The sequence below is a fragment of the Pseudomonas sp. PME37.24/025 genome, assembly GCF_055556615.1.
Window position 1 is genome coordinate 389,842 of record NZ_JBVHNK010000002.1, and the last position, 25,109, is coordinate 414,950.

A 25,109-nucleotide genomic window follows, 5' to 3' on the forward strand; every position below is an offset into this window, starting at 1 on the left:
GCATGCAGACTAAAGAGGCTAGACCCCTGTGGCATTGACGATTCTTGGCCTGTCCGGCGCCCTTAGCCATGATCCTTCCGCAGCCCTGTATATCGACGGCAAGCTGGTCGCGGCGGCCGAGGAAGAGCGCTTCGTGCGCGATAAACATGCAAAGAACCGCATGCCTTACGAGTCGGCGAAGTTCTGCCTCGAGCAGGCGGGCATCAAGCCGTCCGACGTTGACGTGGTGGCGATTCCGTTCGCGCCGATCAGCCTGTTCGGCAAGGCTCGCTGGCACTACGCCAAGCGTTACTGGTACGCCCCGGACCGTGCGCTCGATGCGATCCTGATGGGCAACCGTCGCTACAAGCGCTATCGCAACAAGATTGTCTGGTGCCTCGAGCAACTGGGCTTCGATCCGAAGAAAATCAAGATCGAGCCGGTCGAGCACCATTTGGCCCACGCCTCCAGTGCCTACCACTGTTCCGGTTTCAAAGAAAAAACCGCGATCCTCGGGATTGACGGCAAGGGCGAGTACGCCACGACCTTCTTCGGTTACGGCGAAAACGGCAAGATTCACAAGATCAAGGAATTCTTCGATCCGGATTCCCTCGGCGGCCTGTACGGCGCGATCACCGAGTTCCTCGGTTTCGAGATGCTTGACGGTGAGTTCAAGGTCATGGGCATGGCGCCGTACGGCGATGCCAGCAAATACGATTTCTCGCGTCTGGCCTCGTTCGAGAACGGCGAGCTGGTGATCAACACCGACTACGCCAACGTCATCGGCCTGCGTCGTTATAAAGAGAAGGGCAAAGGTTTCTACTTTTCGCCGAAGCTGATCGAGTGGCTGGGGCCCAAGCGCGAAGGTGACATCGCCGACGAGCCGTACATCCACTACGCCGCGAGCATGCAAGCGCTGTTCGAGAAACTGGCGTTGCAGATGATCGATCATTACCTGGGCGATGTGCTCAAGGAAACCGGCAAACTGGCCTTCGCCGGTGGCTGTGCGTTGAACGTCAAGCTCAATCAGAAAATCATTGCCCGCGACGACATCAAAGAGCTGTTCGTTCAGCCTGCGTCCGGCGATGCCGGTACCGCGGTCGGCGCTGCGGCTTACGTGTCCCACGCCCGTGGTGTGCCGGTCGAGAAGATGGAACACGTCTACCTCGGCCCGTCCTACAGCAACGAAGACGTGATCGCGGCCTGCGCCCGTCACCCGAGCGCGCCTGCATGGCGCAAGCTCGACAACATGCCGGAAAAAATCGCCAAAATCATGGTCGACGGCAACCCGGTGGCCTGGTTCCAGGGTCGCATGGAATTCGGTCCGCGCGCCCTGGGCGGTCGTTCGATCATCGGTTGCCCGAGCGCGACCGGCGTGGCTGACCGCATCAACCACCAGATCAAGTTCCGCGAGCGCTGGAGGCCTTTCTGCCCATCGATGCTCGACACCGTTGCACCGCAGATGATCAAGATCGATCACCCGGCGCCGTTCATGACCTTCACCTTTGAAGTGGCTGAAGAGTGGAAGACCCGCGTGCCGGAAGTCGTCCACGAAGATGGTACGTCCCGGGCCCAGGTGTTGAAGCGCGAATACAACCCGCGCTACTACGACATGATGAAGGCGCTGGAAGTGCTGACCGGTAACGGCGTGTCGCTGAATACCTCGCTCAACCGTCGTGGTGAGCCGATGATCTGCTCGCCGACCGACGCCTTGAACATGTTCTTCGGTTCCGACCTGCAGTACCTGATCATGGAAGACATTCTGGTGGTCAAAGAAGGTGCGGACGGGTATGCGGTTGACTGACGTGCTGATCAGTGTCGTTATTCCTGCTTATAACTACGCCAAAACCCTGCCGCGTGCGGTGAAATCGGTGCTGGCGCAGTTGGGTGATGCCCAGGCTGAGTTGCTGGTGATCGATGACGGTTCCACTGACGCGACGCCGCACGTTCTGGAGCAGCTCCTGGCTGAACATGCAGGATGCTTTAGAGCTCTGCGCAAACCCAATGGCGGTTTGTCTTCGGTGCGTAATCGCGGGATCGAGGAGGCTCGGGGGCAATACCTGATCTTCCTCGATGCCGATGATGAGATGGCGCCTGGTGCGCTGGCTGCGTTGACCCGGCATATCTCCAGCAACCCTGACAGCCGTTTGATCATTGGCGGTCACTGGTCGGTGTTCGATGACGGTCGTCGCGTCCAGCACGCCGTAAAACCCTTGCCAGCCACCCCGCGCCAGCGTGTGCGTGGCTACTTGCTGGACAAGACGGTATCGCTGTCTAACGGCGCCTGCGCGATGCATCGCGAAGTATTTGCGCCGGGCAACTATCCTGAGCACTTGCGCAACGTTGAGGATATTCCGGTGTTTGCTCAGGTACTGGCGCGTTTCCCGTGCAGTGTGCTCGATCAGCCCCTGGCGTTGATCTACAAGCATGGCGACAGCATGCGGCATGACCTCAAGCAAAGCCTGGCGGCAGGCGTGGGGATGGTTGACGAGGTATTTTCCTCGGTACGCATGCCTCAAGAACTGCAGGACCTGCGTCAGGCTTTCCTGGCTCAGCGCTGCCTGTCGTTGTTCCGCGATTGCTACAGTGCCGGCGATTATGTCAACGCCAAGGCTTTTTACGCCCGCGCGGTGCGCGCCGATCTGCGCTCGCTCGCGCGCTGGTCCTATACCCGCAAGGCCATCCGGTTGTTGTTCAAGTGAGCACGCCGCCGTCTGATGCAAGTGTGTTTCAGGCTGAGGGATGCTGGGCACAAAAAGCGCGTGAGCTGGACCGTTATCGCTGGAAGCTGCTGCGCGAGCGGCATGGTCGCTGCGGTAGCTTTTTGCGCCTGGTTCGTGACGTGCTGGTGGATCTGGCGGTCGGGATACGCGCCAAGGCGTGCCTGAGTAGTTCGGTCGTCGCTGCGCCCTGTGAGGTGCTATTGCTGCATTCGGCACCCAAGTCCATGGCGTTGCAGCGCAAGAATATTCTGATCGAGGGCCTGCGCAAGCGCGGGCAGCACGTGACAGAGGCAGCGTTACGTTCTCCCTCGGACACCTGCGCCCAGCGCATGCTGCTGGCGCCGCCGCAGTCCGTACCGTTGCGTTATCTGGTGTACGCCGCCCATGCCCAATGGCTGGTGATGACGTATTCGCCCAAGGTGCTGATCAATGAACGCAACGGTAGTCTTCATGCGCCGTTCCTGCGCTTGGCATTGGCTGCGCGTGGTGCTCGACTGCTGCAACTGGCCCATGCCACGACGCTGGAGTCTTCGCGGCGACTGGGGATGAACGATTACGACTACTACGGCGTTTTTGGCCATAGTTCGCTGGTTGCCTTGCAAGAAAGAACATTGCGGTTCGGTGAGTCGACAGTGGTGCTGATCGGTTCTTACCTCGCCGATGAAACCTATGATCTGCCAGTTGCCGATCCTGCTCTTCAGACGTTGTTGATTCTGGGGGTTGGTCCTGATCGGGAAAAAGAATCGGGTTACCAGCGCACCTATCAGTTACTGCGCGACTGGGCCGAACGGCACCCACATTATCGCGTGCTGTTCAAGCGTCATCCGCGCAGCAAGGCGCAATTCTGGAGCGATGCCGCTGCGCAGTTGGCCAGCGTCGCCTTGCTGGATAGCAAGTGTTCATTGGCGCACGCTTTGGCGCAGGCCAGCGTTGTGGTCAATATCATGTCCAATGCAGGTATCGAGGCAGGGCTGGCGGGTCGGCCGGTAATCCATGTCAATGCGGGCAACGATGTGGATATCTTCTCTCACTCGCTGTTTTTTGGGCCTCAAGTGCGCGATGAACATGAGTTTTCCCGCCAGTTGCAAGCGCTTGAGCAGGATTATCTCGGGCATGTGACCCAGGCACGGCGTTTTGCCGATTATCACCTGGTATACGGTTCTCAGGGTTTGGCAAAGACCATTCAACTGGTTGATGACTTGCTGCGAGGCGCAGACCCGGCGCGAGACTTCGAGACCTTCAGGCTGTCTGCCGCCGGCTGATGCTGAGGCTGGCGGCTTAGGGGTTAAGGAGTCAGCGCCAGGCTCAGTTCCCGTCCATTGCACACGCGTTGGTGGTTCAGGTAATGCTCAAGGAACTGGTTGTCCTTGAGCAGCCACTCGCGATCCTGGCGATAGCGCAACATATGCTTGAAATTGCGCAGACGCAGGCCTTTGCGCAGCGGCTTGCGATAGGTGCGCAGGTCGGCGATGTCGATCAGCCCCAGCGTGTTTTCAGGCGTCAATACCACATTGCCCAGGTGTGCAGAGCGAAAGTAGATGCCGTCCTCATGCAGGCGTGCAATGAACTCACCCAATTGTGCCCGAAGAGATTCGTTATTGTCGGTGCCCAGTAACTGACGCAGGGTGCGACCGGGCAGGGGGTCGTAATGCACGGCATCGCGCTTGATGCTGGGAATGCGATAAATCTGGCGAACCGTTGGGCATTCGATATTGCGTTCGCGCAGTGCCCGGCAGTTGTTGGCGAAGCGCCGGGCGTAAGGCGCCCAAAGCGCAGATGTCAGCAGGCGTTTGCGGCGAAACAGCTTGAGCATCGAGCCATCGGCCAGGCATAAAACTTTATCCCCTTTACCATCGGCTTCGAGAACGTCGGCGCCCTCGCGCATGTTGAGATAAGCGGTATGGTCGAGCGTTTGCATCAAGGCTCCAGGGCTTGGCCTCTGATGGGATGGGCAGCCGACTATGTTACCGCAGTGCGCATGCTGCAAAAAACCGCTGTGGTACAATCGCCGCACTTTTTAAGAGGCAGTTGCCCGTTCACGGGGTTGCCTGGCGCAATACCATAGAGTGCTTGCTTCTGATTCCTGGTTTTATACTTCTATACGCGGACGGGCGAATAACAGGGTGTTGATGTCTGCGGACTTGTCGCACGTGGTTATATTTGCGCTTTGGCGGGTGGATGCGGCCTATTTTTTGGACACCCTATGACGACAATGCTGTTCATTTCCCTGGCCAAACATCAAGGCCTCTACTTCAATCGGTTACTCAATGAGACCGAGCTGCAAGGTAAAGTCGTTACCCCACCACAGATGCCCTGGCCAAGGTTGTTGCAGACATCCAGAGTGCTTTCGCGAATCGACTGGCCGAGCCTGATCGAAGAAAAATGCGAGGAGCGGCGCGTCAAGAACAAAAACGATGGTCGCTTGTATCGTCTGTTGTTGCGTCTTGAGCTGATTTGGATGGCGCTACGTGCCCAGGCGTTGCTTGATCGCGAGCACCCCGATGCGCTGGTGTTCTGGAATGGTTCCCACCGCTACTGCCGATTGCTGACGGCCTTGGCGCCGTCGGGTTGTAAGACTTTTTTCTTCGAGAACGGTTTGTTGCCCGACACCACGACCGTTGATCCGCAGGGCGTGAACTACCTGAACGCCGTTCCGCGCGAGGCCGGTTTTTACCTCAACTATCCTTATCCCGTGCCTGAAAGTCAGGTAGTGCCTAATCTGATTCCACGCCAGCCTCGCACAAGCGGCCCGGCACCGATTGTGCTGCCGGAGCAGTTCGTCTTTATTCCGTTCCAGGATGATCGCGATAGCCAGGTTCGGCTGTTTTCTCCCTGGATCAGGAACATGCATGAGATGTTTGCCTTGGGCGAGCGCTTGGCCAAAGAGACTGGTTTGACAGTAGTGTTCAAGGAACATCCATCCAGTCGCGAGATGTATCCCGGATTGCATGAGCGTACTCACGAGCGCCTGTTGTTCGCCAACGGTAATGCTACTCAGCAGTTGATCGAGTCCAGCCAGTTTGTGATCACGCTGAACTCGACGGTTGGCCTGGAAAGCCTACTCTTGGGCAAGCCTGTGCTGACTCTGGGTCAGGCGTTTTTTAATATCGAGGGGCTGGTGATGCATGCCGATAACGCCGAGCAGGTGATGGAACTGGCGCGCGCATTCCCGCAATGGCCACTCGATGAGCGGTTGAGGCGTAACTTCCTCCACTACCTCTCCGAGCACTATTGCATCAAGGGTGGCTGGAAGAACGCTGACAAGGCCCAGTTGCAGCGGGTCGCCAATCGAATGCTGGGTAAAACCGAGTGCTGACAGGAATGAAGAAATTTTTCGCTAAGGATGTCCTGGAAGTGTGGGCGTCTATCGGTTTTCTTGTGCTGCTGTGTGGGGCGTGGGTACTGCCGAACAATAAACTTTATCACCAAATGATAATTTTCCTGCTCTGGTTGCCCGCCGTGTTGGCGCTGTTCCATCGGGATTTTCGGCTGATGCTCAAACAACCGGAGTGCATCCTCTTCGCCATTTTCGTGGCCTGGACATTATTGGTGCTGATGGTTGAGGGGGGCGATAACACCTTCGGCAAAAGCAAGGTGACGCTCTATGTGGCCCTTACCCTGTTAGGTGTGCTACTGGCTGCGCAGAATCGCAAGTGGCGGTTCGAGTCCATGTTGTTGTACGCATCGATCATGGGCGGTTTTTTTGCTGCGGCTTCCTGGGTCTACTTTTATGACGTGTCTGCTCAGCCTTTCAGCGGCAGGCTGATTGCCATTGGCTTGTGGGACACTGCAATCATGGCCGCGCATGCGGTGGGGGCCTTGCTGATTCTTGGCATCTTCACGTTGCAGACCAAACGCTTCAATCCCTGGATGATGGCGTTGCTGCTGATTCCGGCGCTGGGGTATGCGCTGTTTCTGGGCTTCAGCCAAACCCGCGGTGTGTGGATCGGCTTGCTGGCCTGTCTCTTCGTGATGGGAGTGGCGCGACCGTCGCGCATGGCGGGCGGACTGATCATTCTGGTGATTCTGGGGTTGGCGTCCATTGCCGTATTCAAGCCGGAAATCCTATTGCAGCGCGGCGTTTCTTTCCGTCCGGAGCTATGGAACGGCGGCGTTCAATTGATGCTGGATCATTGGGGGATGGGGTTGGGATTCCATGAGTACCTGATTTCTGTCCCTGAAATCGGACAGGCCTTCAAACATCCCCATAACCTGTTCCTGGATATCGGTGTGCGTCTCGGAGTACCTGGTCTGCTGCTGTTCGGCTGGTTGTGGCTGGCGGTTGGCTGGCGTGGCTGGATTTCGCGCGCACAGCCACTGGGGCAGGTGTTGCTGGCACTCTGGGTGTTTTCCGGGGCGTCGTTGATGACCGATGGCATTGGTCTCTGGCTCAAGCCCAATGCGGACTGGTTGATCACTTGGTTGCCGATTGCCTTGAGTATCGTGTTGGCCACTCGTGGGAGCAATGAAACCAAAGATTCCGTCTGGAGTTTTTCAACCCCTGATGCTCCTGGACCGGAAGCGAAGTGCTGAAACAGCGTTTTCGGCACCTCGTCCTGGCGGGGCCGATGTTGTAATTCGTTCGCTGTTACAATCCACAGGTTGTCTGTCTTTTTCAAACGTACGAGGCGCGCTGAATGGCCAATTCCGACCAGCAATCAAGCATGAAGATTTACCTGCGGTTGCTGAAATACGTGCTCCCGTACTGGGGCGCTTTCGCCATCAGTATTGTCGGCTTCGTGCTATTCGCATCTAGCCAGCCGATGCTGGCGGACATGCTCAAGCATTTTCTCGACGCTTTGCAGAAACCCGATGACACCAAGTTCCTGGGTGTCTCGCTGGTGCTCGGCGTACCGTTGTTGATTGTGTTGATTGCCGTCTACCAGGGTATCGGCTCATTTCTGGGCAACTATTACCTGGCCAAGGTTGCCCGTGGCGTAGTCCACGACCTGCGTTGCGCCTTGTTCGACAACCTGCTGACCTTGCCTAACCGCTACTTCGACAACCATAACTCCGGTCATCTTATTTCCCGTATTACCTATAACGTGACCATGGTCACCGGCGCCGCCACCGATGCGATCAAGGTGGTGATCCGCGAAGGCCTGACGGTGGTGTTCCTGTTCGTTTACCTGCTGTACAGCAACTGGAAAATGACCCTGGTATTGCTGGCGATCCTGCCGGTCATCGCGATTCTGGTGAGTAGCGCCAGCAAAAAATTTCGCAAGCAAAGCAAGAAAATCCAGGTGGCGATGGGCGATGTGACCCATGTGGCTTCGGAGACGATCCAGGGCTATCGCGTGGTTCGCAGCTTTGGCGGTGAGACCTACGAAATCGAGCGGTTCCACAAGGCTAGCGCCGATAACATGAACCGCAGCCTGGGCATGACCCGTACCCAGTCGATCTACACGCCGATGCTGCAACTGGTGATTTACGTTGGCATGGCCGTGTTGATGTATCTGGTGCTTTACCTTCGCGGCGATGCCTCTGCTGGCGAACTGGTTGCCTACATCACCGCCGCCGGTTTGTTACCCAAGCCGATTCGTCAGTTGTCGGAAGTCAGCGCCACGATCCAGAAGGGATTGGCCGGTGCGGAGAGCATTTTCGAGCAGCTCGACGAAGTACCGGAAGTCGATACTGGCACCAAGGAGATGGTGCGCGTCAACGGTCGCCTGGAAGTGCGTAACCTGAGCTTCCAGTACCCGGGCACCGAGAAACTCGTGCTCAACGATATTTCCTTTACCGCCGAAGAAGGCCAGATGGTCGCTTTGGTGGGGCGTTCAGGCAGCGGCAAGTCGACCTTGGCCAACCTGATTCCGCGTTTCTATCACCACGACAAGGGCCAGATCCTGCTCGATGGTATGGATGTCGAAGAATACAAACTGACCAACTTGCGTCGTCACATTGCCCTTGTGACCCAACAGGTCACCCTGTTCAACGACAGTGTTTCGAACAACATCGCCTACGGCGACCTTGCTGGCGCACCACTCGAAGACGTGCGCAAGGCGGCCGAAGATGCCTACGCCGCCGAGTTCATCGAGCAAATGCCTCAAGGCTACGACACTCTGGTGGGCGAAAATGGCGTGCTGCTTTCCGGCGGTCAGCGCCAGCGTCTGGCGATTGCCCGGGCGCTGCTCAAGAATGCGCCATTGTTGATTCTCGATGAGGCCACCTCGGCTCTCGACACCGAATCCGAGCGGCATATTCAGGCGGCTCTGGAACAAGTAATGAAGGGCCGTACCACGCTGGTGATCGCTCACCGCTTGTCGACCATCGAGAAGGCTGACCTGATCCTGTTGATGGACCAGGGCCGCATCGTCGAGCGCGGCACCCACGCCGAGTTGTTAGCGTTGAACGGTCTCTATGCACGCCTGCATGAGAAGGATTTCGTCGAAAGCACCGACGAGGCGATGACGGAGTCCCACGTTTGATTTTGAGTTACTGGCGAGCCTGGAGAGAAAGCGGCTGGGCGCCCATCGATGCAACGGCTTATACCCAGGCCTGGCAACAGTTTGGCGGCAGCGTGGCGACTCATCCCGAAGTGGTTGAGCGTCTGGCAGGGCTGGTAGGCATCCCGGTGCGTTATCTGGGCTGGTTCGTCGACGGTGAATTGTGCGCCGCGATGCCGACCTGGGGCCGTCATGTGGCCTTGTCCAAGGAAGTGCTCAAGCGTGAAGGCAAACGTGGCCTGCTCGATCTCGGCAATGCCGAGATCATCCTGCCGGTTGATGAAGACGTCCAGATTCGTGTGCGGCATCGCGCACGTTATGTGTCCGAACTCAACGCCCAAAGCATCACTGGCCTCACTGAGCAGCCTGAAGGCCTGGCGCTGGCTCGTGAGCCCGAGGACTACAGCAAGAAGTTTCGCTACAACCAGCGTCGTGATCAGCGTTTGCTGGAAGAGGCGGGCGGCATTATCCGACCGATGCTGGAGCTGAGCGCCAGTGAACAGGCGACCATCTATGCCGACCTGTTCCAGCGCCGCTGGAACTTTGAAGCACCGGGCAAGACGCATCTGGCTGAAGTGTTCAGCCTGTTACGTGAGTTCATGACCGGGTCCTTGATCTATCTGAACGACGAGCCGGTGGCGATCCAGATTCTGTACCGGGTCGAGGCGCCGAAGTGGGTCAGCCTGGAATACATTAACGGCGGTGTCGATCCGCAGAATCGCGAGTTCAGCCCCGGCAGTGTACTCAGTTTCGTCAACACCCAAGCCGCTTGGGAGCAGGCCCGAGCCGTGGGCAAGCCGCTGCGTTACTCGTTCGGCCGCGCCGATCGCGAATACAAGGATCGCTGGTGTCACCGGGTTCCGGTCTATCAGGTTTGAGCGAGGACAGGCAGTCATGAGCGCACGCAAGCAACAATTGCTTAAACGCCATCGCCAACGCAAACGCGTGGTGCTGATCGGTGCATTGTTGGCTGCATTACTGTTTGGCATTTTTGTCGCATGGTGGCCATTGCCGCTGTTCCTGCTGCTGGGCTGGGTCGCTCATGAAGCCTGGTTCGCCGACCATTTGTTCTATGCCCCAAGCGATGATTATCGCTATGACTTCCCGGCGGGTACGCCGCAACTCCCCACCACCCTGGTCAAAGGTGTCTTACAGGTGACGGGTGACTTTGGCGTGGCGCAAACCCTGGTTTTGCAGGTGCGGGTCAAGAGCCATTGGCTGGGGCGCTTTCTTGACCCCCAGGTATGGATCGGTGACGACCGTCAGGATCTGGAGCGCGGTGTTGCGGGAGAGCGTTTTCTCAATCTGTCCGGGCAAGGCTCGGCGCTGGCTGCCGGGACCCTGACATTACGTGGACGCTTTTGCAGCCTGGCGCCACAGGCGACTTTGCACGCCCTGAGTCATCCGGATTTTGGCCAGCAGCGCCTGCTCATCATCGCCCCCCATGCCGATGATGCCGAATTGGCGGCTTTCGGTCTCTATAGCCGGGCGTCCGAGGTGGCTATCGTCACACTGACCCAAGGCGAGATTGAGGCCGAAAACTACCACGATATGGGCCTCGACAGCGCTCAGGCCGCCCGACTCAAGGGGCGCCTGCGCAGTTGGGACAGCCTGGCAGTGCCGCTGTGGGGCGGGGTGCCGCAACAACAGTGTGTGCAATTGGGCTACTACTGCTTACAACTGAATGCGATGGCGCAGCAGCCGGAGCAAAGCTTCGGTTCCCGGGAGTCGGGGGAGAGTGATATACGCGGCGTGCGTCGGCACAATGCCCTGAGCCTGCCGGGTGACGTCGATGGTCAGCCCCATTGGCGCAACCTGGTGGCTGATCTGGCGAGTCTGCTTGAGCATCACCAGCCCGACGCGGTACTGACGCCCCATCCCGAACTGGATCCCCACAGCGATCATGTCGCCAGCACTCGCGCCTTGATGGAGGCGATTGAACTCAGTGCCTGGCGCCCGCGAACTCTGCTGCTCTATGCCAATCACCTGCATGACAATGACCGCTGGCCGATGGGCCCGGCGGATTATGGCATTGCTCTGCCGCCGACCATCGAGCCGTTGCCGGCTGATGGGCTATGGAGCCCGTTGCTGGACGCGCCAACGCGCATGGACAAAGCCATGGCCTTGGGCATGCAGCACGACTTGCAGGGCCGTCCACCGCTTAAAAGACGTCTGCGCCGGTTGATTCAGCGGTTATTGGCCGGGCGTCGCTGGCCCCGCACCGGTGAAGACGAGTTCTTCCGTAAAGCAGTGCGCCGACACGAACTTTTCTGGGTGCGTCCGTTGGATGCACCTCCACAGGATGACCGCTGCTGAGCCTCTTTGCTCGCGTGCAGCCGCATTCTTTCGCTATGTTATTATCCGCGACGCTTTTATTGCCCCTGGAGTTTCCATGAAGTTATCCATGCCACGATTCGATCAGGCCCCTGTCCTGGTGGTCGGTGATGTCATGCTCGACCGTTACTGGCATGGTGGTACCTCACGGATTTCCCCTGAGGCGCCGGTACCGGTAGTCAAAGTCGAGCAAATCGAGGACCGCCCGGGCGGTGCCGCCAACGTTGCCCTGAACATTGCCGCGCTGGGTGCCCCGGCCTCGCTGGTTGGCGTGACTGGCGACGACGAAGCGGCTGATAGTTTGGTCAATAGCCTCAAGGGTGCCGGCGTGCGGGCGTTGTTCCAGCGCATCGCGCACCAGCCGACCATCGTCAAGCTGCGGGTGATGAGCCGCCACCAGCAATTGTTGCGAATCGACTTCGAAGAACCTTTCTCTACCGACGCCCTGGCGCTGGGCGAGCAAGTCGACGAATTGCTCGAAGGCATCAAGGTGCTGGTGCTGTCCGACTACGGCAAAGGCGCGCTGAAAAACCATCAGGTGCTGATCCAGGCTGCCCGTGCACGTGGGATTCCGGTACTGGCCGATCCCAAGGGCAAGGATTTCTCGATCTACCGCGGCGCGAGCCTGATCACGCCGAACCTCAGCGAGTTCGAAACCATCGTCGGTGGTTGCGCCGACGAACACGAACTGGTGAGCAAGGGCGCACAGCTGATGCACGACCTCGACCTCGGCGCCTTGCTGGTGACCCGTGGCGAACATGGCATGACCTTGCTGCGCCCGGATCATCCGGCACTGCACCTGCCGGCCCGTGCCCGTGAAGTGTTCGACGTGACCGGCGCCGGTGACACGGTGATTTCTACCCTGGCGGCAGCAATCGCCGCTGGCGAAGAACTGCCGCACGCGGTGGCTCTGGCCAACCTGGCGGCGGGCATCGTGGTCGGCAAGCTCGGTACCGCGGCTATCAGCGCGCCGGAACTGCGTCGCGCGATTCAGCGTGAAGAAGGTTCCGAGCGTGGTGTGTTGGGGCTGGAGCAACTGTTGCTGGCCGTCGACGACGCACGTGCACACAATGAGAAGATCGTCTTCACCAACGGCTGCTTCGACATCCTGCACGCCGGCCACGTGACCTACCTCGAACAGGCGCGTGCCCAAGGTGATCGCCTGATCGTAGCGGTCAACGACGATGCGTCGGTGAGCCGCTTGAAAGGGCCGGGTCGGCCGATCAACAGCGTCGACCGTCGCATGGCTGTACTGGCAGGTTTAGGCGCCGTGGACTGGGTAATCAGCTTCGCTGAGGGCACCCCGGAAAACCTGCTGCGCGAGGTCAAGCCGGATGTGTTGGTCAAGGGCGGGGATTACGGGATCGACCAGGTGGTCGGTGCGGACATCGTCACTGCTTACGGCGGGACCGTGAAAGTGCTGGGGCTAGTGGAAAACAGCTCGACCACGGCGATTGTCGAGAAGATCCGCAATCACTGAAACGGTGCGGTCACTGTGGCGAGGGAGCTTGCTCCCGCTGGGTCGCAAAGCGGCCCTAAAGCCATAGACCGCGGTTTTTCAGATTGATCGCGTCGCGAGTTTTACGACTGCTGCGCAGCCGAACGGGAGCAAGCTCCCTCGCCACAGGTTTCTTTATCGTGCAGCCTTGCGCGGCACGATTCTTTTCAGCAGTTGCTTTGCTTTTCCATGCAAGCGGGCTAAACCGGAATCTTTCCCCGGCGGGCTCAAACCCTGTTGGCGCACCCAGTCTTTCCAGCGAATTCGCTCATCCTTCACCAGCCACCCTTCCTGCCGGGCAAAACTCTCCGCCAGATACAACCCCCGGGTACTCGCCGGGTATAGCTGATCCTTTTTCAGGGTATAGAGCTCGGCCATCGGTTGGCCGTCCTGAAGGGGCATCAAATACAAATCGGGACGTTTGCGATCGAGCCGGGCCACCAATTGATCGCCTTCCAGACGTTCGTCCACATGGAACAGGCTCAGGGATTTGGCTTCCTTGGGCACATCCAGGCGCAAGTCGTAGATCAATTGCAACGACGCGGTCGGTAAATGCACGTAGGCCCGCGGGCGCTCGATCAGCGGCATGTTGGCACAGCGCACCGGCCGCGCCGAACCGGACAGCGGCGTCAGGCGAAACGGCAGGGCTTCGCGGTAATGCAGGGCGGACGAGTAGGGTGCTGGCAGCCAGGTGTCGTTGAAACGCCCGCTGAGCCAGCCTTCCGGGGTTTCCAGCAGGCACTCTTCGGCAATTTCCTGGGTCGCCGTGTGCAGCGGCAGGTTCAGTTCATGGGCCGGTACGTAACCCGAGATCAGCTTGAGCACCACATCGCCGCGGTCCTGCCGGCGCTGACGCACCAACACCCAGTAATCGCGATTCTGCCAATGCAGGGTCAGGCGCACCGAAACCCCAAGGTTCGCCAGTTCCAGGGCGAATCGCTCGTTGTCGGGTACCGTCACCGGGCGGCGACGTTGCAGGGTCTGGGAGAAATTCAGAGGCATCCCGACGCTCTGGTAACTCAGGCCTTCGGGAGTCGCTTCGACGAATAACGGCAGGGTCTTGAAGTTGCTCGGATTCTTTCTTATCAGCGTACGCGGCATGTCGGCTCCTGCTTAAGGCCGCGTGGGCGGCATCAATGGCTAGGGTCTGTTGACGTTTGGCGCGCAACCCAAATGGGCCAGCGTCGCGGTCGTCACCAAACGTCAACAGACCCTATGAAGGACCTGGGCAACGGTCGCGACGTTGTGGGCGAGGTGCAGCGGATTGATGGTCCCGACAATAGCACTGGCCACACCCGGGTGTTCAAACAACAACTCGAAGCTGGCGCGCACCGGGTCCACGCCCGGGCTCAGGCACACATGGCCGCTGGCCAGGGCTTTTTTGACCAGGATCGCTTTGCCGTGAGCAGCAGCATAGTCAATGACCGGCTTCTCGTTCTGTTCGTTCAGATTGTAGGTGACCATCGCGCAATCACCTTGTTCCAGAGCCTTCAAGCCGCCTTCGACGGTTTTGCCGGAAAAACCGAAGCCACGAATCTTGCCTTCGCGCTTGAGCTCGGCAAGGGTCGCATAGACTTCAGTGTCATTGAGGATTGCCAGGTCGTTGCCGTCGGAGTGCACCAGCACCAGGTCGATAACATCCGTTCCCAGGCGTTGCAGGCTGCGTTCCACCGACAGGCGAGTGTGGGCGGCGCTGAAGTCGTGGTGCGATTGGCCGTCGGCAAACTCTTCGCCAACCTTGCTGACGATCACCCAATCCTGACGTTGACCACGTAGCAACGGGCCGAGACGTTCTTCGCTGCGGCCATAGGCCGGTGCGGTGTCGATCAGGTTGATGCCCAGGTCGCGCGCGAGTTTGAGTAGCATACGTGCTTCGTCATCGCCGGGGATCTGGAAACCGTTGGGGTATTTCACCCCTTGATCGCGGCCGAGTTTCACTGTGCCCAGACCCAGGGGCGAAACCAGCAGGCCGGTGCTCCCCAAAGGGCGATGCAGATCGTGCAGGGTCAGTTGGCTCATGGCAGCAGTTGCTCCCAGGCAGGGACGCCCATCGGCGGTTTCGGCAGTTCCGGCAGCGGCGCCGGGTGGCTCGGCTGGATGCCGTCGCGCTGCAGCGAAGCGATGACACGGTCAGCGAAGTCCGGCGCCAGGGCCAATTTGGTCGGCCAACCCACCAGCAGACGATTCTGCTCGGCGAGGAAGGCATTGTCCGGGCGAGTCAGGCCCGATTGCAGCGGCTCCGCGCGTTCGACCCGCAAGGTCGCCCACTGTGCGGTACTCAAGTCGATCCACGGCAGCAGGTTGCCGAGTTCTTTTTGCGCGCTGGCGATCTGCGCCGCAGGCTCGCGGGTCACGCCTTCGGCTTCGGCGATGTCGCCTCCCACGTACCAGACCCACTGGCCATCGGCGGCCGGGTGAGTGGTCACGGTGACGCGCGGCTTCGGCCCGCCGCCCAGGCAATGGGCGTACAGCGGTTTGAGGCCCGGGCCTTTGACGATGATCATGTGCAGGGGACGACGCTGCATGGCCGGTTGGCTCAGGCCCAGCGCCGTGAGCAGGTCGGCGGTGCCGGCACCGGCGCTGAGAATGATGCGCTGGGCGCGGATCTCACGTTCGTCGACTTTCAAGCCGACCAGTTCGCCGTTTTCCAGCAGCGGTTCGATGTGCTGACCGGCCAGCAGACCGTCGCCAGCCAGATCGGCCAGGCGCTGGATCAGGCTCGGCACGTCGACCACCAGTTCCGTCAGGCGATAGACCTTGCCCTTGAAGCGCTTGTCTTGCAGCGCCGGCGGCAATTGATCGCCTTTGACCTGATCGACCCGCCCGCGCACGGCTTTGCTGGCGAAAAAACTGGTGAGGTTGCCGGCGAGGGTGCCGGGGGACCAGAGGTAATGAGCGTCGGACAACACGCGCACGCCGGACAGGTCCAGTTCGCCGTCGCCGGCCAGCGCTTCACGCCAGCGGCGCGGCATGTCGGCGATGGCTTCCGAGGCGCCGGTCAGGGCACCGTGCAACGCGTACTTGGCGCCGCCGTGGATGATGCCTTGGGACTTCAGGCTCTGCCCGCCACCGAGGCTGGCGCTTTCCACCAGCACAGTCGAAAAACCCTGGCGGCGCAGGCGCGCATTCAGCCAGAGGCCGGCGACACCAGCGCCGACAATCAGAACGTCGGTGGAAATAACGGATGGCATGCAACGACCTCAGTGTTCAAGACGAGGGCGCAGTATACAGACTCGATGCGGAGGGGATTTGTTGGTGATCAATAGGGAGGATGCAAAACCTGTGGGAGCGAGCCTGCTCGCGATGGGGCCGGCACATGCAGCATAAGGGTTGAATGCAAGACCGCTATCGCGAGCAGGCTCGCTCCCACAATGGAAAGTGCTTAGGGCCTTAGTGTCCGGCAGTCTTGGAGAACAACTGAATAACCACAACGCCCAGCACAATCAGCGCCATCCCCAGCATCGCCGGCACATCCAGCTTCTGCCCGTAGATAAACAGCGCCGCGACGCTGACCATCACGATCCCCATGCCGGCCCACACTGCGTAGGCCACGCCCACCGGAACGCTGCGCACCACCAGGGTCAGCATCCCGAAAGCAATACCGTAACCGACGATGACCAGCAGCAGCGGGAGTGGCGTGCTGAAACCTTTGACCGCTTTCATCGAAACAGTAGCGATCACTTCGGCGCAGATGGCGATGGCCAGGTAGTAGTAAGCGGTCATGGGTCAATCCTCGTATGAAGCGTTGCTCTCTGAGGTCGGCATTCTAGAGATTCGCCAGATGCGGTAAAGTCATTACCTATCTGATCTGGAGATGGGTTAAGCCATGAATATGCAATGGAATCTGGAACAGCTGCGCTTGTTTGTCAGCGTCGCGGAACAGCGTTCGTTTTCCGCAGTGGCGCGGGATCAGCGCAAGGCGCAGTCGGCGGTCAGCAGTTCGATTGCGCTGCTGGAAGAGGACTTGGGTATCAGCCTGTTCGATCGCAGCAGTGGTCGTCAGCCGAAACTCACCGAAGCCGGCACCGCCCTGCTTGAGGAGGCGCGGGAAGTGCTGCGCCAATGCGAGCGCCTCAATGGCCGGGCACTGGCGATGATGCGCGGCCAGGAAGCGAGTCTGCGTGTGGCTCAGGACGAAGCAATGCCCTATCAAGCAGTGGTTGAAAGCTTCGAGGCTCTGGCAGAAAAATTTCCCAGCCTCGAAGTGCAGCTGACCAGTGCCGCCCAAGGTGATGTCGCGCGCAAACTGGTGGAGCGCCGGGCTGACCTGGGCTTGTTGTTTTATCACGAGCAGATTCCCGAAGCCCTCGAGCGGCGGGTGCTGGGCAGCGTCGAGATGGTCACGGTGTGCGGCGTGGGGCATCCCTTGGCGAAGCAGACCCAAGTCGATTGTCAGCAACTGGCGCAGCATCGACAGTTGCTGATGTCCACGCAGTCCAGCGTCTACCCCGGCAGCGAGCCGGCCAGCCCGCAGGTTTGGCGCGCTGACAGTTTCTACGTGATGGCCGAGTGGGTGATGCGTGGCCTCGGCTGGGCCTGGTTGCCGCGACATGTGGTGCAGTATCCGGCGTATCAGAATCTGATGGTCGAACTGGCCAGCGAATGGACTCCGCCGGCATTGATTGTCGAACTGGTCTGGCGCCGTGACGAGCCCCTCGGCCCGGCGGCCCGTTGGCTGGCGGAACGTTTTGCCGTGCACTTGCAGGCGATCAGCTAAAAAACCGATAAACTCCGCCGCCATGAATAGAACTCTCTACACCGCGCTGTTTTACCTGGGGCTGCCATTGGTAGCGATTCGGCTTTGGCTGCGGGCGCGCAAGGCGCCGGCGTACGCCAAACGCATTGGCGAACGTTTCTCCCTGGCGCTACCGGCGATGAAGCCGGACGGCCTCTGGGTGCACGCGGTGTCGGTGGGCGAAAGCATCGCTGCGGCGCCGATGATCCGTGCCTTGCTGCAACGGTATCCGACGCTGCCGATCACCGTCACCTGCATGACCCCGACCGGGTCCGAGCGCATCCAGGCATTGTTCGCCAACGAGCCGCGCATCCAGCACTGCTATTTGCCTTATGACTTGCCCTGCGCAGCAAAGCGATTCCTTGATCGGGCCCGACCGAAACTGGCGGTAATCATGGAAACCGAGCTCTGGCCCAACCATATCCACCAATGCGCCAAACGCGGGATTCCCGTGGCCTTGGCCAATGCGCGACTGTCTGAACGCTCAGCCAGGGGCTATGGCCGATTCAGAAAGCTGACCCGGCCGATGCTTGCCGAGATGAGCCTGTTCGCGGTGCAGACCGAAGCCGAGGCGCAGCGCTTCCGCGATTTGGGCGCGCGCCCGGAAACCGTCGAAGTGACCGGTTCGATCAAGTTCGACCTGACCATCGACCCGCAACTGCTGCAGCGCGCCGGCGAATTGCGTGCGCAGTGGCAGGCGCAGGATCGCCCGGTATGGATCGCCGCGAGTACCCATGAAGGCGAAGACGACGTGGTGCTGGCTGCCCATCGTCGACTGCTGGCCAATCATCCTGATGCCTTGCTGATTCTGGTGCCGCGTCATCCGGAGCGCTTCAACCCGGTGTTCGAGTTGTGCCGGCAGCAGGGTTTCGCCACGGTGCGGCGTTCGACGGGCGAGCCGGTTACCGCCAGCACTTCGGTGCTGTTGGGCGACACCATGGGCGAGTTGCTGTTTCTCTATGCCTTGGCCGACAGCGCATTCGTCGGTGGCAGCCTGGTGCCCAATGGCGGCCATAATCTGCTAGAGCCGGCGGCCTTGGCCAAACCGGTGCTCAGTGGGCCGCACCTGTTCAACTTCCTCGAAATCGCCGCGCAGTTGCGCAGTGCCGGGGCGTTGGCCGAGGTCGATGATGCCGAAGGTCTGGCGCTGGCGGTGCAGCGGCTGTTCGAATTACCGAGCGATGCGCAGCGGATGGCGGAGGCGGGGTTGAAGGTGATGCGCACCAATCAGGGCGCGTTGCAGCGGTTGCTGGAAGGGTTGGGCAGGTTGATCGACAAGTCCTGAGTTTGTCACTGATCAATTGTGGCGAGGGAGCTTGCTCCCGTTCGGCTGCGAAGCAGTCGTGGGTTTTGGGCCGCTTCGCAGCCCAGCGGGAGCAAGCTCCCTCGCCACAGAAAGCCTCCTCAATACAGGGTTTACCTTTTATTGAGCCGGATTAGCCCTTAATTGCTCCGCCGCAGCCTTGGCCAGATCCGGCGGCAGGAAGTCCTTGTCCGGGTTGTAGTCGGCTTTGAGGTAACGCGTCAGATCCTGCAAATCCCCCGGGTTCAAAGTGCCGGCGGCCTGCTTCAGGCGCAGGTTGTCGAGGATGTAGTCGTAGCGGGTGTTGTTGTAGTTGCGCACCGAGGTGTACAGCTGACGCTGGGCATCGAGCACGTCGACGATGTTGCGCGTCCCCACCTGATAACCGATTTCGGTCGCTTCCACCGCGCTCTGGTTGGAGATGATCGACTGTCGGCGGGCCTGCACCTGCTCGACGTCGGTGTTGACGGCGCGGTGCAGGTTGCGGGTGTTTTCCACGACCTGACGACGCAGCGCTTCGCGTTGCTGCTCGGACTGAGTCAGCCGTGAATAGGACTCACGCACCTGCGAGCTGGTCAGGCCGCCACTGTAGAGCGGGATGCTCAATTGCAGGCCAACCGTGCGCTGCTCGACATCACCGCCGTAACGCACGCCGTTCGGGTTCGGGTTGGTAAAGCCGAGGGCGTCGTTGTCACCTTTCTGGTATTGCGCGACCGCATCCAGGGTGGGCGCATGTCCGGCCTTGCGCTGCTTGAGAGTCTCCTCGGCGGCGCTCACCGCGTAGTTGTTGGCCAGCAAATTCAGGTTCTGTTTGGCGGCGGTGTCGACCCAGGCTTTGGCATCGTTCGGTGCCGGCGGCAGGATCGGCAAGGTATGGACAATGCCCTGGATCGAGTTGTACTGACGGTTGGTCAGGGTGATCAGCGCTTCGAACGCGTCGTCCACCTGACGTTGAGCGAGAATCCGGTTGGCCCGCGCCGTGTCGTAACTGGCTTGGGATTGCAACACGTCGGTCTTGTCCGACAGGCCGACATCAAAGCGTTCGTTGGACTGGTCGAGCTGACGCTTGAATGCCGCTTCTTCGGCCTTGGTCGAGGCCAGGGTGTCCTGGCTGCGCAGCACGTTGAAGTAGCTTTCGGCGCTTTGCAGAATCAGGTTCTGTTCTGTGGCCGAGAGTTGCAAGGCTGCCTGTTCGTTGACGTCCTTGGCAGCCTGCAACTGGAACCAGCGATCGGCGCGGAAAATCGGTTGCGCGAGAGTCGCCTGATACACCGTGCCACTGCGGGTCGAGGTCAGCGATGGCTGGTCGAGCGAGGTGCGGGTGTTGTTCAGGTCGGCACCGGCGGACAGGTTGGGCAGCAACCCGGCGCGGGCCTGGGGCACGACTTCCTTCTGGGCGCCGTATTGGGCGCGGGCGGCGGCGAGGTCGGCGTTGTTGTCCACCGCTTCCTGATAGACGCTGACCAGGTCAGTCTTGGTCGATAATGGCGCTTCTGCTGCCCAGGCCATTCCATTGGACGCACAAGACACGGCAAGGGCCAGTGAGAGTTTGCGCAGCATGAGGCCATCCCTAAATTACGCTGATAATTTGAGCGCCAAGGCTACGGCGCGGCGCCCTGCAGCGTCAAGGCGCGGCACGGCGTAGCGAGTGTAGTTGCACGCAGGCACGGCAACAATCCGGTAATTGCGCCATTCATCATGGTGTTTGCTGCGGAGTTGGCGTTCTTTGCCGGTTGTGTCTAGACTGGCCGGGTTCTTGTCGGGGTGCCTTGCTATGAGGCTGAGATCGAATAATTTCGGATCCCGTTGAACCTGATCAGGTTAGCGCCTGCGTAGGGAACAAGATTTCTCGTCACCCGGCGAGTCCTCTTGTGCTTCGTCCGGGATGTTGTTCGACAATCGAACACCCCTCGAGCACCGAGCACAGCACCAGCTGGTTTTTCCAGCGCCCGTGCGTCCATTCGTTTACAGGTTCGCTCCGACAAAAATCCACTGCCTGGATGTGTGTCTGGAGAGCCCGTGATGACTACAAAATCAAAAATCGAAACCAATCTGAGCGACTCGGCCAAGGTCGATCAGCAATCGGTTCAGCCGTTTACCCGCTCGCAAAAAATCTATGTCCAGGGCACTCGCCCGGACATCCTCGTGCCGATGCGCGAAATCAGCCTGGACGTAACCCCGACCGACTTCGGCGGCGAAATCAACGCGCCGGTAGTGGTGTATGACACCTCGGGCCCGTACACCGACCCCAACGTCATCATCGACGTGCGCAAAGGCCTGGCCGATGTGCGTTCGCCGTGGATCGAGTCACGTGGCGACACCGAGCGCCTGCCGGGTCTGAGCTCCAACTTTGGCCAGGAACGTCTCGCCGATGCGGAATTGACCAAGCTGCGTTTCGCCCACGTGAACAATCCGCGCCGCGCCAAGCCGGGTGCCAACGTCAGCCAGATGCACTATGCGCGCAAAGGCATCATCACCGCCGAGATGGAATACGTCGCCATCCGCGAAAACATGAAGCTCGAAGTGGCCCGTGCCGCGGGCTTGCTGGACCAGCAGCACGCCGGCTACAGCTTCGGCGCCAGCGTGCCGAAGATCATTACACCGGAATTTGTCCGTGAAGAGATCGCCCGCGGTCGCGCGATCATTCCGGCCAACATCAACCACACCGAACTGGAACCGATGATCATCGGCCGTAACTTCCTGGTGAAGATCAACGGCAACATTGGCAACAGCGCCTTGGGTTCGTCCATCGAAGAAGAAGTGGCGAAACTGACCTGGGGCATTCGCTGGGGTTCGGACACGGTCATGGACTTGTCCACCGGCAAGCACATTCACGAAACCCGCGAATGGATCATCCGTAACTCGCCGGTGCCGATCGGTACCGTGCCGATCTATCAGGCTTTGGAAAAAGTCGGCGGCGCCGCTGAAGACCTGACTTGGGAGCTGTTCCGCGACACGCTGATCGAGCAGGCAGAGCAGGGCGTCGACTACTTCACCATCCACGCTGGCGTGTTGCTGCGTTACGTGCCGCTGACCGCCAAACGCGTGACCGGTATTGTTTCCCGTGGCGGTTCGATCATGGCCAAGTGGTGCCTGGCGCATCACAAGGAAAACTTCCTCTACACCCATTTCGAAGACATCTGCGAAATCATGAAGGCCTACGACGTCAGCTTCTCGCTGGGCGATGGCCTGCGTCCGGGCTCGATTGCCGACGCCAACGACGCCGCACAATTCGGTGAGCTGGAAACCCTCGGCGAGCTGACCAAAATCGCCTGGAAGCACGACGTGCAGTGCATGATCGAAGGCCCGGGTCACGTGCCGATGCAGTTGATCAAAGAGAACATGGACAAGCAGCTCGAGTGCTGCGACGAGGCGCCGTTCTACACCCTCGGCCCACTGACCACCGACATCGCCCCAGGCTACGACCACATCACCTCCGGTATCGGTGCGGCGATGATCGGTTGGTTCGGTTGCGCGATGCTTTGCTACGTGACGCCGAAGGAACACTTGGGTCTGCCGAACAAGGATGACGTGAAGACCGGGATCATCACCTACAAGATCGCCGCTCACGCTGCCGACCTTGCGAAGGGGCATCCGGGCGCGCAAATTCGTGACAATGCCTTGAGCAAGGCGCGTTTCGAATTCCGTTGGGAAGACCAGTTCAACCTGGGCCTGGATCCGGACACCGCGCGTTCGTACCACGATGAAACCCTGCCGAAGGATTCGGCCAAGGTCGCGCACTTCTGCTCCATGTGCGGACCGAAATTCTGCTCGATGAAAATCACCCAGGAAGTCCGTGAATACGCGGCCAACCAGCGGATCGAAACCGTCGACGCGGAAGTTGCGCAAGGTCTGGCGGAACAGGCTGAGCGGTTCAAGCAGGAAGGCAGTCAGTTGTACAAGAAGGTTTGATCTGATCCGAAAGGTCGGGGCCTGAGAGGGCCCCATCGCGGGCAAGCCCGCTCCCACAGGGGATGTGTGTACGACACAAACCATGTGGGAGCGGGCTTGCCCGCGATAGCGATCAAAAAAACAACATATGTCCCTCTGAGATAACACCCTTGAGCATCCAACCCAGTACTTATTCCCCGGATTGCGCGGTGCCGATCGACAAACGTGTCTTCGGCGGCCGTGATCTGTTTTCCCTGTGGTTTTCCCTCGGCATCGGCCTGATGGTGTTGCAGACCGGCGCTTTGCTCGCACCGGGTCTGGGTCTGTCTGGCTCATTGCTGGCGATTTTTCTTGGCACGCTGGTCGGCGTTCTATTGCTGGCCGCCGTCGGCGTGATCGGCAGCGACACCGGCCTGTCGTCGATGACGGCACTCAAGCTCAGCTTGGGCCGTCATGGCGCGAGCCTTCCGGCGGTGTTGAACCTGCTGCAACTGATCGGTTGGGGTTCCTTCGAAATCATCGTGATGCGCGACGCCGCCAGCCTGCTTGGCGCCCGTGCATTCAGCGAAGGCAGCCTGCTGTCGAATCCGCTGCTTTGGACAGTTTTCTTCGGTGGTTTGGCGACTTTGCTGGCCGTCAGCGGGCCACTGACCTTCGTGCGCAAGATCCTGCGCAAGTGGGGCATCTGGCTGCTGCTGGCCGCGTGCATTTGGCTGACCTGGAACCTGTTCGCCAAAGCCGATCTGGCGGCGTTGTGGGCGCAGGCCGGTGATGGTTCGATGCCGTTTGCCGTGGGCTTCGACATTGCGATTGCCATGCCGTTGTCCTGGCTGCCGCTGATTGCCGACTACTCGCGGTTCGGCAAACGCGCGAAGAATGTCTTCGGCGGCACGGCGCTGGGCTTCTTTATCGGTAACTTCTGGCTGATGAGTCTGGGCGTGGCCTACACCCTGGCGTTCGCGCCGAGCGGTGAAGTGAATGCCTTGCTGCTGGCGTTGGCCGGTGCAGGTTTGGGGATTCCGTTGCTGCTGATTCTGCTGGATGAGTCGGAAAATGCCTTTGCCGATATTCACTCGGCGGCGGTGTCCAGCGGGATTCTGTTACGCTTGAAAGTCGAGCATCTGGCCTTGGTCATCGGCGTGATCTGCACACTGATCGCCTGTCTGGCGCCATTGGCTCAGTATCAGAACTTCCTGCTGCTGATAGGCTCGGTGTTTGCGCCGCTGTTCGGCGTGGTGCTGGTGGATCACTTCATCCTGCGCAAGCGCAGTGCTCATGTAGCGTCAGCCGCATTGCGCTGGCCGGCGTTGCTCGCCTGGTTGGGCGGGGTGAGCACCTATCATTTGCTGGCCAATCTCTATCCGGACATCGGCGCAACCCTGCCGTCACTGGTGCTGGCAGGGCTGCTGCAACTGCTGCTCGGTCGAGCCTTCAGCTACGGCCGGGAAACAGCTCGGGTTTGAAAATACCGTTCAGGCGCGGGTAGGGGATCTTCAGTTCGACGTGGCCCAATGCGTAAGGCGCAATGGTGCTTACTTCGTACTTGAGGATCACCCCGCCGTAGGTCAGCGCCACGTTCTGGGTTTTCACGAAGGGCCAGCTCTTCACGAACTCCGGTTCCTGATCGAGCTTAGTGCTGATCAGCCAGCTGTTGTGCGCCACTTGGGCCGCTTTCCAGAACGCCTCTTCCTGCCCCGGAATCAACATGTCCGAGAGGGTCAGTACTTTATGCTGCTGACGTGAATAGTTGATGAAACCGCGGCCCGGCGTGCCGTGGGCACCGCCGGTGTCCAGGTAGCTGGACAATTCAACGATCACCAAGCCGTCATGCTGCTCACGTACCTTGGCTTGCAGGTAGCTGCTGTAGCGCGGGCCGGCACTGCTCAAAAACTGCTCGCGATACGCCGCCAGCGTCGGCGCTACAGGGGCTTCGGGTGAGGTGCGGGTCATTTGCAGCAGGCGTTTTTCGATGATGCCGTCAAGCGCAGGCTCATCCGGGAAACGCAGCGTATCGATGTTCACCAGTGGGCAGTCAGGGGTCGTGCAGCCTGGTTTCAACTGTTCCGATGCGTCGCGGGTAGTTTCCAGCGGCGCCCGATAGTTGGGCTGAAACAAACTCTGGCAGGCGCCCAGGGTCAGGGCGATTGCGGCCACAGAGGCGATTTTAAAAAGCGACATGGGCGTCCTTCATAAAACAGGG

General features: G+C 59.9%; 20 protein-coding genes and 1 riboswitch. Of the genes, 13 read left to right on the top strand and 7 right to left on the bottom strand.

Annotated features, from left to right (window positions below; genetic code table 11):
- The first annotated feature begins 28 nt into the window (after positions 1 to 28).
- The 3 genes from ACZ3HH_RS04950 to ACZ3HH_RS04960 are packed head-to-tail and all read left to right on the top strand — an operon-like array spanning position 29 to position 3,964.
- Entirely contained in the window at positions 29 to 1,783 is a 1,755-nt protein-coding gene (locus ACZ3HH_RS04950) for a carbamoyltransferase family protein (protein ID WP_030130449.1), read from the top strand.
- Positions 1,770 to 2,681: a glycosyltransferase family 2 protein gene (locus tag ACZ3HH_RS04955; protein WP_465803093.1), complete on the top strand. Its 912-nt coding sequence runs from the start codon at positions 1,770 to 1,772 to the stop codon at positions 2,679 to 2,681. Before ACZ3HH_RS04950 ends, ACZ3HH_RS04955 begins: the two co-directional genes overlap by 14 nt.
- Positions 2,678 to 3,964, top strand: a complete 1,287-nt coding sequence (locus ACZ3HH_RS04960; RefSeq protein WP_465803094.1) for a capsule biosynthesis protein — start codon at positions 2,678 to 2,680, stop codon at positions 3,962 to 3,964. The genes ACZ3HH_RS04955 and ACZ3HH_RS04960 overlap by 4 nt, the downstream gene beginning before the upstream one ends.
- A 23-nt stretch (positions 3,965 to 3,987) precedes the next feature.
- On the opposite strand, the gene ACZ3HH_RS04965 is transcribed toward ACZ3HH_RS04960, so the two are convergent.
- Positions 3,988 to 4,620, bottom strand: coding sequence for a BUD32 family EKC/KEOPS complex subunit (locus ACZ3HH_RS04965; RefSeq protein WP_465803096.1), 633 nt, complete (start codon positions 4,618 to 4,620; stop codon positions 3,988 to 3,990).
- A gap of 285 nt (positions 4,621 to 4,905) precedes the next feature.
- Between ACZ3HH_RS04965 and ACZ3HH_RS04970 the strand changes: the two genes are divergently transcribed.
- From ACZ3HH_RS04970 to hldE, 6 genes are all read left to right on the top strand, one after another.
- Complete coding sequence (locus tag ACZ3HH_RS04970) at positions 4,906 to 6,018, top strand: capsular polysaccharide export protein, LipB/KpsS family (RefSeq protein WP_465803098.1); 1,113 nt, start codon at positions 4,906 to 4,908, stop codon at positions 6,016 to 6,018.
- 5 nt (positions 6,019 to 6,023) lie between these two features.
- Positions 6,024 to 7,235 carry an O-antigen ligase family protein gene (locus tag ACZ3HH_RS04975; RefSeq protein ID WP_465803099.1) on the top strand — a complete coding sequence of 404 codons (1,212 nt, stop codon included), beginning with the start codon at positions 6,024 to 6,026 and terminating at the stop codon, positions 7,233 to 7,235.
- A gap of 104 nt (positions 7,236 to 7,339) precedes the next feature.
- The gene (msbA, locus tag ACZ3HH_RS04980; RefSeq protein WP_465803101.1) at positions 7,340 to 9,130 is read left to right on the top strand and encodes a lipid A export permease/ATP-binding protein MsbA; all 1,791 of its coding nucleotides are present in this window, start codon (positions 7,340 to 7,342) and stop codon (positions 9,128 to 9,130) included.
- Entirely contained in the window at positions 9,130 to 10,026 is an 897-nt protein-coding gene (locus tag ACZ3HH_RS04985) for a GNAT family N-acetyltransferase (RefSeq protein ID WP_465803402.1), read from the top strand. The genes msbA and ACZ3HH_RS04985 overlap by 1 nt, the downstream gene beginning before the upstream one ends.
- 16 nt (positions 10,027 to 10,042) lie before the next feature.
- Positions 10,043 to 11,464 (top strand): PIG-L deacetylase family protein, encoded by a 1,422-nt coding sequence (locus tag ACZ3HH_RS04990; protein WP_465803102.1) that lies wholly within the window; start codon positions 10,043 to 10,045, stop codon positions 11,462 to 11,464.
- A 76-nt stretch (positions 11,465 to 11,540) separates the two neighbouring features.
- Complete coding sequence (hldE, locus tag ACZ3HH_RS04995) at positions 11,541 to 12,962, top strand: bifunctional D-glycero-beta-D-manno-heptose-7-phosphate kinase/D-glycero-beta-D-manno-heptose 1-phosphate adenylyltransferase HldE (protein ID WP_030130457.1); 1,422 nt, start codon at positions 11,541 to 11,543, stop codon at positions 12,960 to 12,962.
- A gap of 153 nt (positions 12,963 to 13,115) precedes the next feature.
- On the opposite strand, the gene ACZ3HH_RS05000 is transcribed toward hldE, so the two are convergent.
- The 4 genes from ACZ3HH_RS05000 to ACZ3HH_RS05015 all read right to left on the bottom strand — a co-directional run bounded on the left by ACZ3HH_RS05000 (position 13,116) and on the right by ACZ3HH_RS05015 (position 16,703).
- Positions 13,116 to 14,081: a hypothetical protein gene (locus tag ACZ3HH_RS05000; RefSeq protein ID WP_038978677.1), complete on the bottom strand. Its 966-nt coding sequence runs from the start codon at positions 14,079 to 14,081 to the stop codon at positions 13,116 to 13,118.
- 102 nt (positions 14,082 to 14,183) lie between these two features.
- On the bottom strand, positions 14,184 to 14,999 hold the full coding sequence (locus tag ACZ3HH_RS05005; protein ID WP_465803104.1) for an aldo/keto reductase: 816 nt from the start codon (positions 14,997 to 14,999) through the stop codon (positions 14,184 to 14,186).
- The gene (locus ACZ3HH_RS05010) at positions 14,996 to 16,171 is read right to left on the bottom strand and encodes an NAD(P)/FAD-dependent oxidoreductase (RefSeq protein WP_465803106.1); all 1,176 of its coding nucleotides are present in this window, start codon (positions 16,169 to 16,171) and stop codon (positions 14,996 to 14,998) included. Before ACZ3HH_RS05010 ends, ACZ3HH_RS05005 begins: the two co-directional genes overlap by 4 nt.
- Positions 16,172 to 16,370: 199 nt before the next feature.
- Positions 16,371 to 16,703, bottom strand: coding sequence for a DMT family transporter (locus ACZ3HH_RS05015; RefSeq protein WP_052965993.1), 333 nt, complete (start codon positions 16,701 to 16,703; stop codon positions 16,371 to 16,373).
- Between the two features lie 103 nt (positions 16,704 to 16,806).
- Between ACZ3HH_RS05015 and ACZ3HH_RS05020 the strand changes: the two genes are divergently transcribed.
- Together ACZ3HH_RS05020 and waaA are read left to right on the top strand one after the other, a co-directional pair.
- Positions 16,807 to 17,697 carry a LysR family transcriptional regulator gene (locus tag ACZ3HH_RS05020; RefSeq protein ID WP_465803108.1) on the top strand — a complete coding sequence of 297 codons (891 nt, stop codon included), beginning with the start codon at positions 16,807 to 16,809 and terminating at the stop codon, positions 17,695 to 17,697.
- Positions 17,698 to 17,719: 22 nt separating this feature from the next.
- Entirely contained in the window at positions 17,720 to 19,000 is a 1,281-nt protein-coding gene (gene waaA / locus ACZ3HH_RS05025; RefSeq protein ID WP_465803110.1) for a lipid IV(A) 3-deoxy-D-manno-octulosonic acid transferase, read from the top strand.
- Positions 19,001 to 19,138: 138 nt separating this feature from the next.
- Here the strand turns inward: waaA and ACZ3HH_RS05030 are convergent, their stop codons facing one another.
- A complete protein-coding gene (locus ACZ3HH_RS05030; RefSeq protein WP_465803112.1) occupies positions 19,139 to 20,578 on the bottom strand; it encodes a TolC family outer membrane protein in 1,440 nt (479 codons plus the stop codon).
- A gap of 190 nt (positions 20,579 to 20,768) precedes the next feature.
- Positions 20,769 to 20,874, top strand: a riboswitch (TPP riboswitch).
- Positions 20,875 to 21,040: 166 nt separating this feature from the next.
- Between ACZ3HH_RS05030 and thiC the strand changes: the two genes are divergently transcribed.
- Positions 21,041 to 22,930, top strand: coding sequence for a phosphomethylpyrimidine synthase ThiC (thiC, locus tag ACZ3HH_RS05035; RefSeq protein ID WP_030130464.1), 1,890 nt, complete (start codon positions 21,041 to 21,043; stop codon positions 22,928 to 22,930).
- A gap of 149 nt (positions 22,931 to 23,079) precedes the next feature.
- Complete coding sequence (gene cytX / locus ACZ3HH_RS05040; RefSeq protein WP_465803114.1) at positions 23,080 to 24,372, top strand: putative hydroxymethylpyrimidine transporter CytX; 1,293 nt, start codon at positions 23,080 to 23,082, stop codon at positions 24,370 to 24,372.
- Here cytX and ACZ3HH_RS05045 read toward each other — a convergent pair.
- The gene (locus tag ACZ3HH_RS05045; RefSeq protein ID WP_367373928.1) at positions 24,341 to 25,087 is read right to left on the bottom strand and encodes an RsiV family protein; all 747 of its coding nucleotides are present in this window, start codon (positions 25,085 to 25,087) and stop codon (positions 24,341 to 24,343) included. The genes cytX and ACZ3HH_RS05045 overlap by 32 nt on opposite strands.
- Between the last annotated feature and the right edge of the window lie 22 nt (positions 25,088 to 25,109).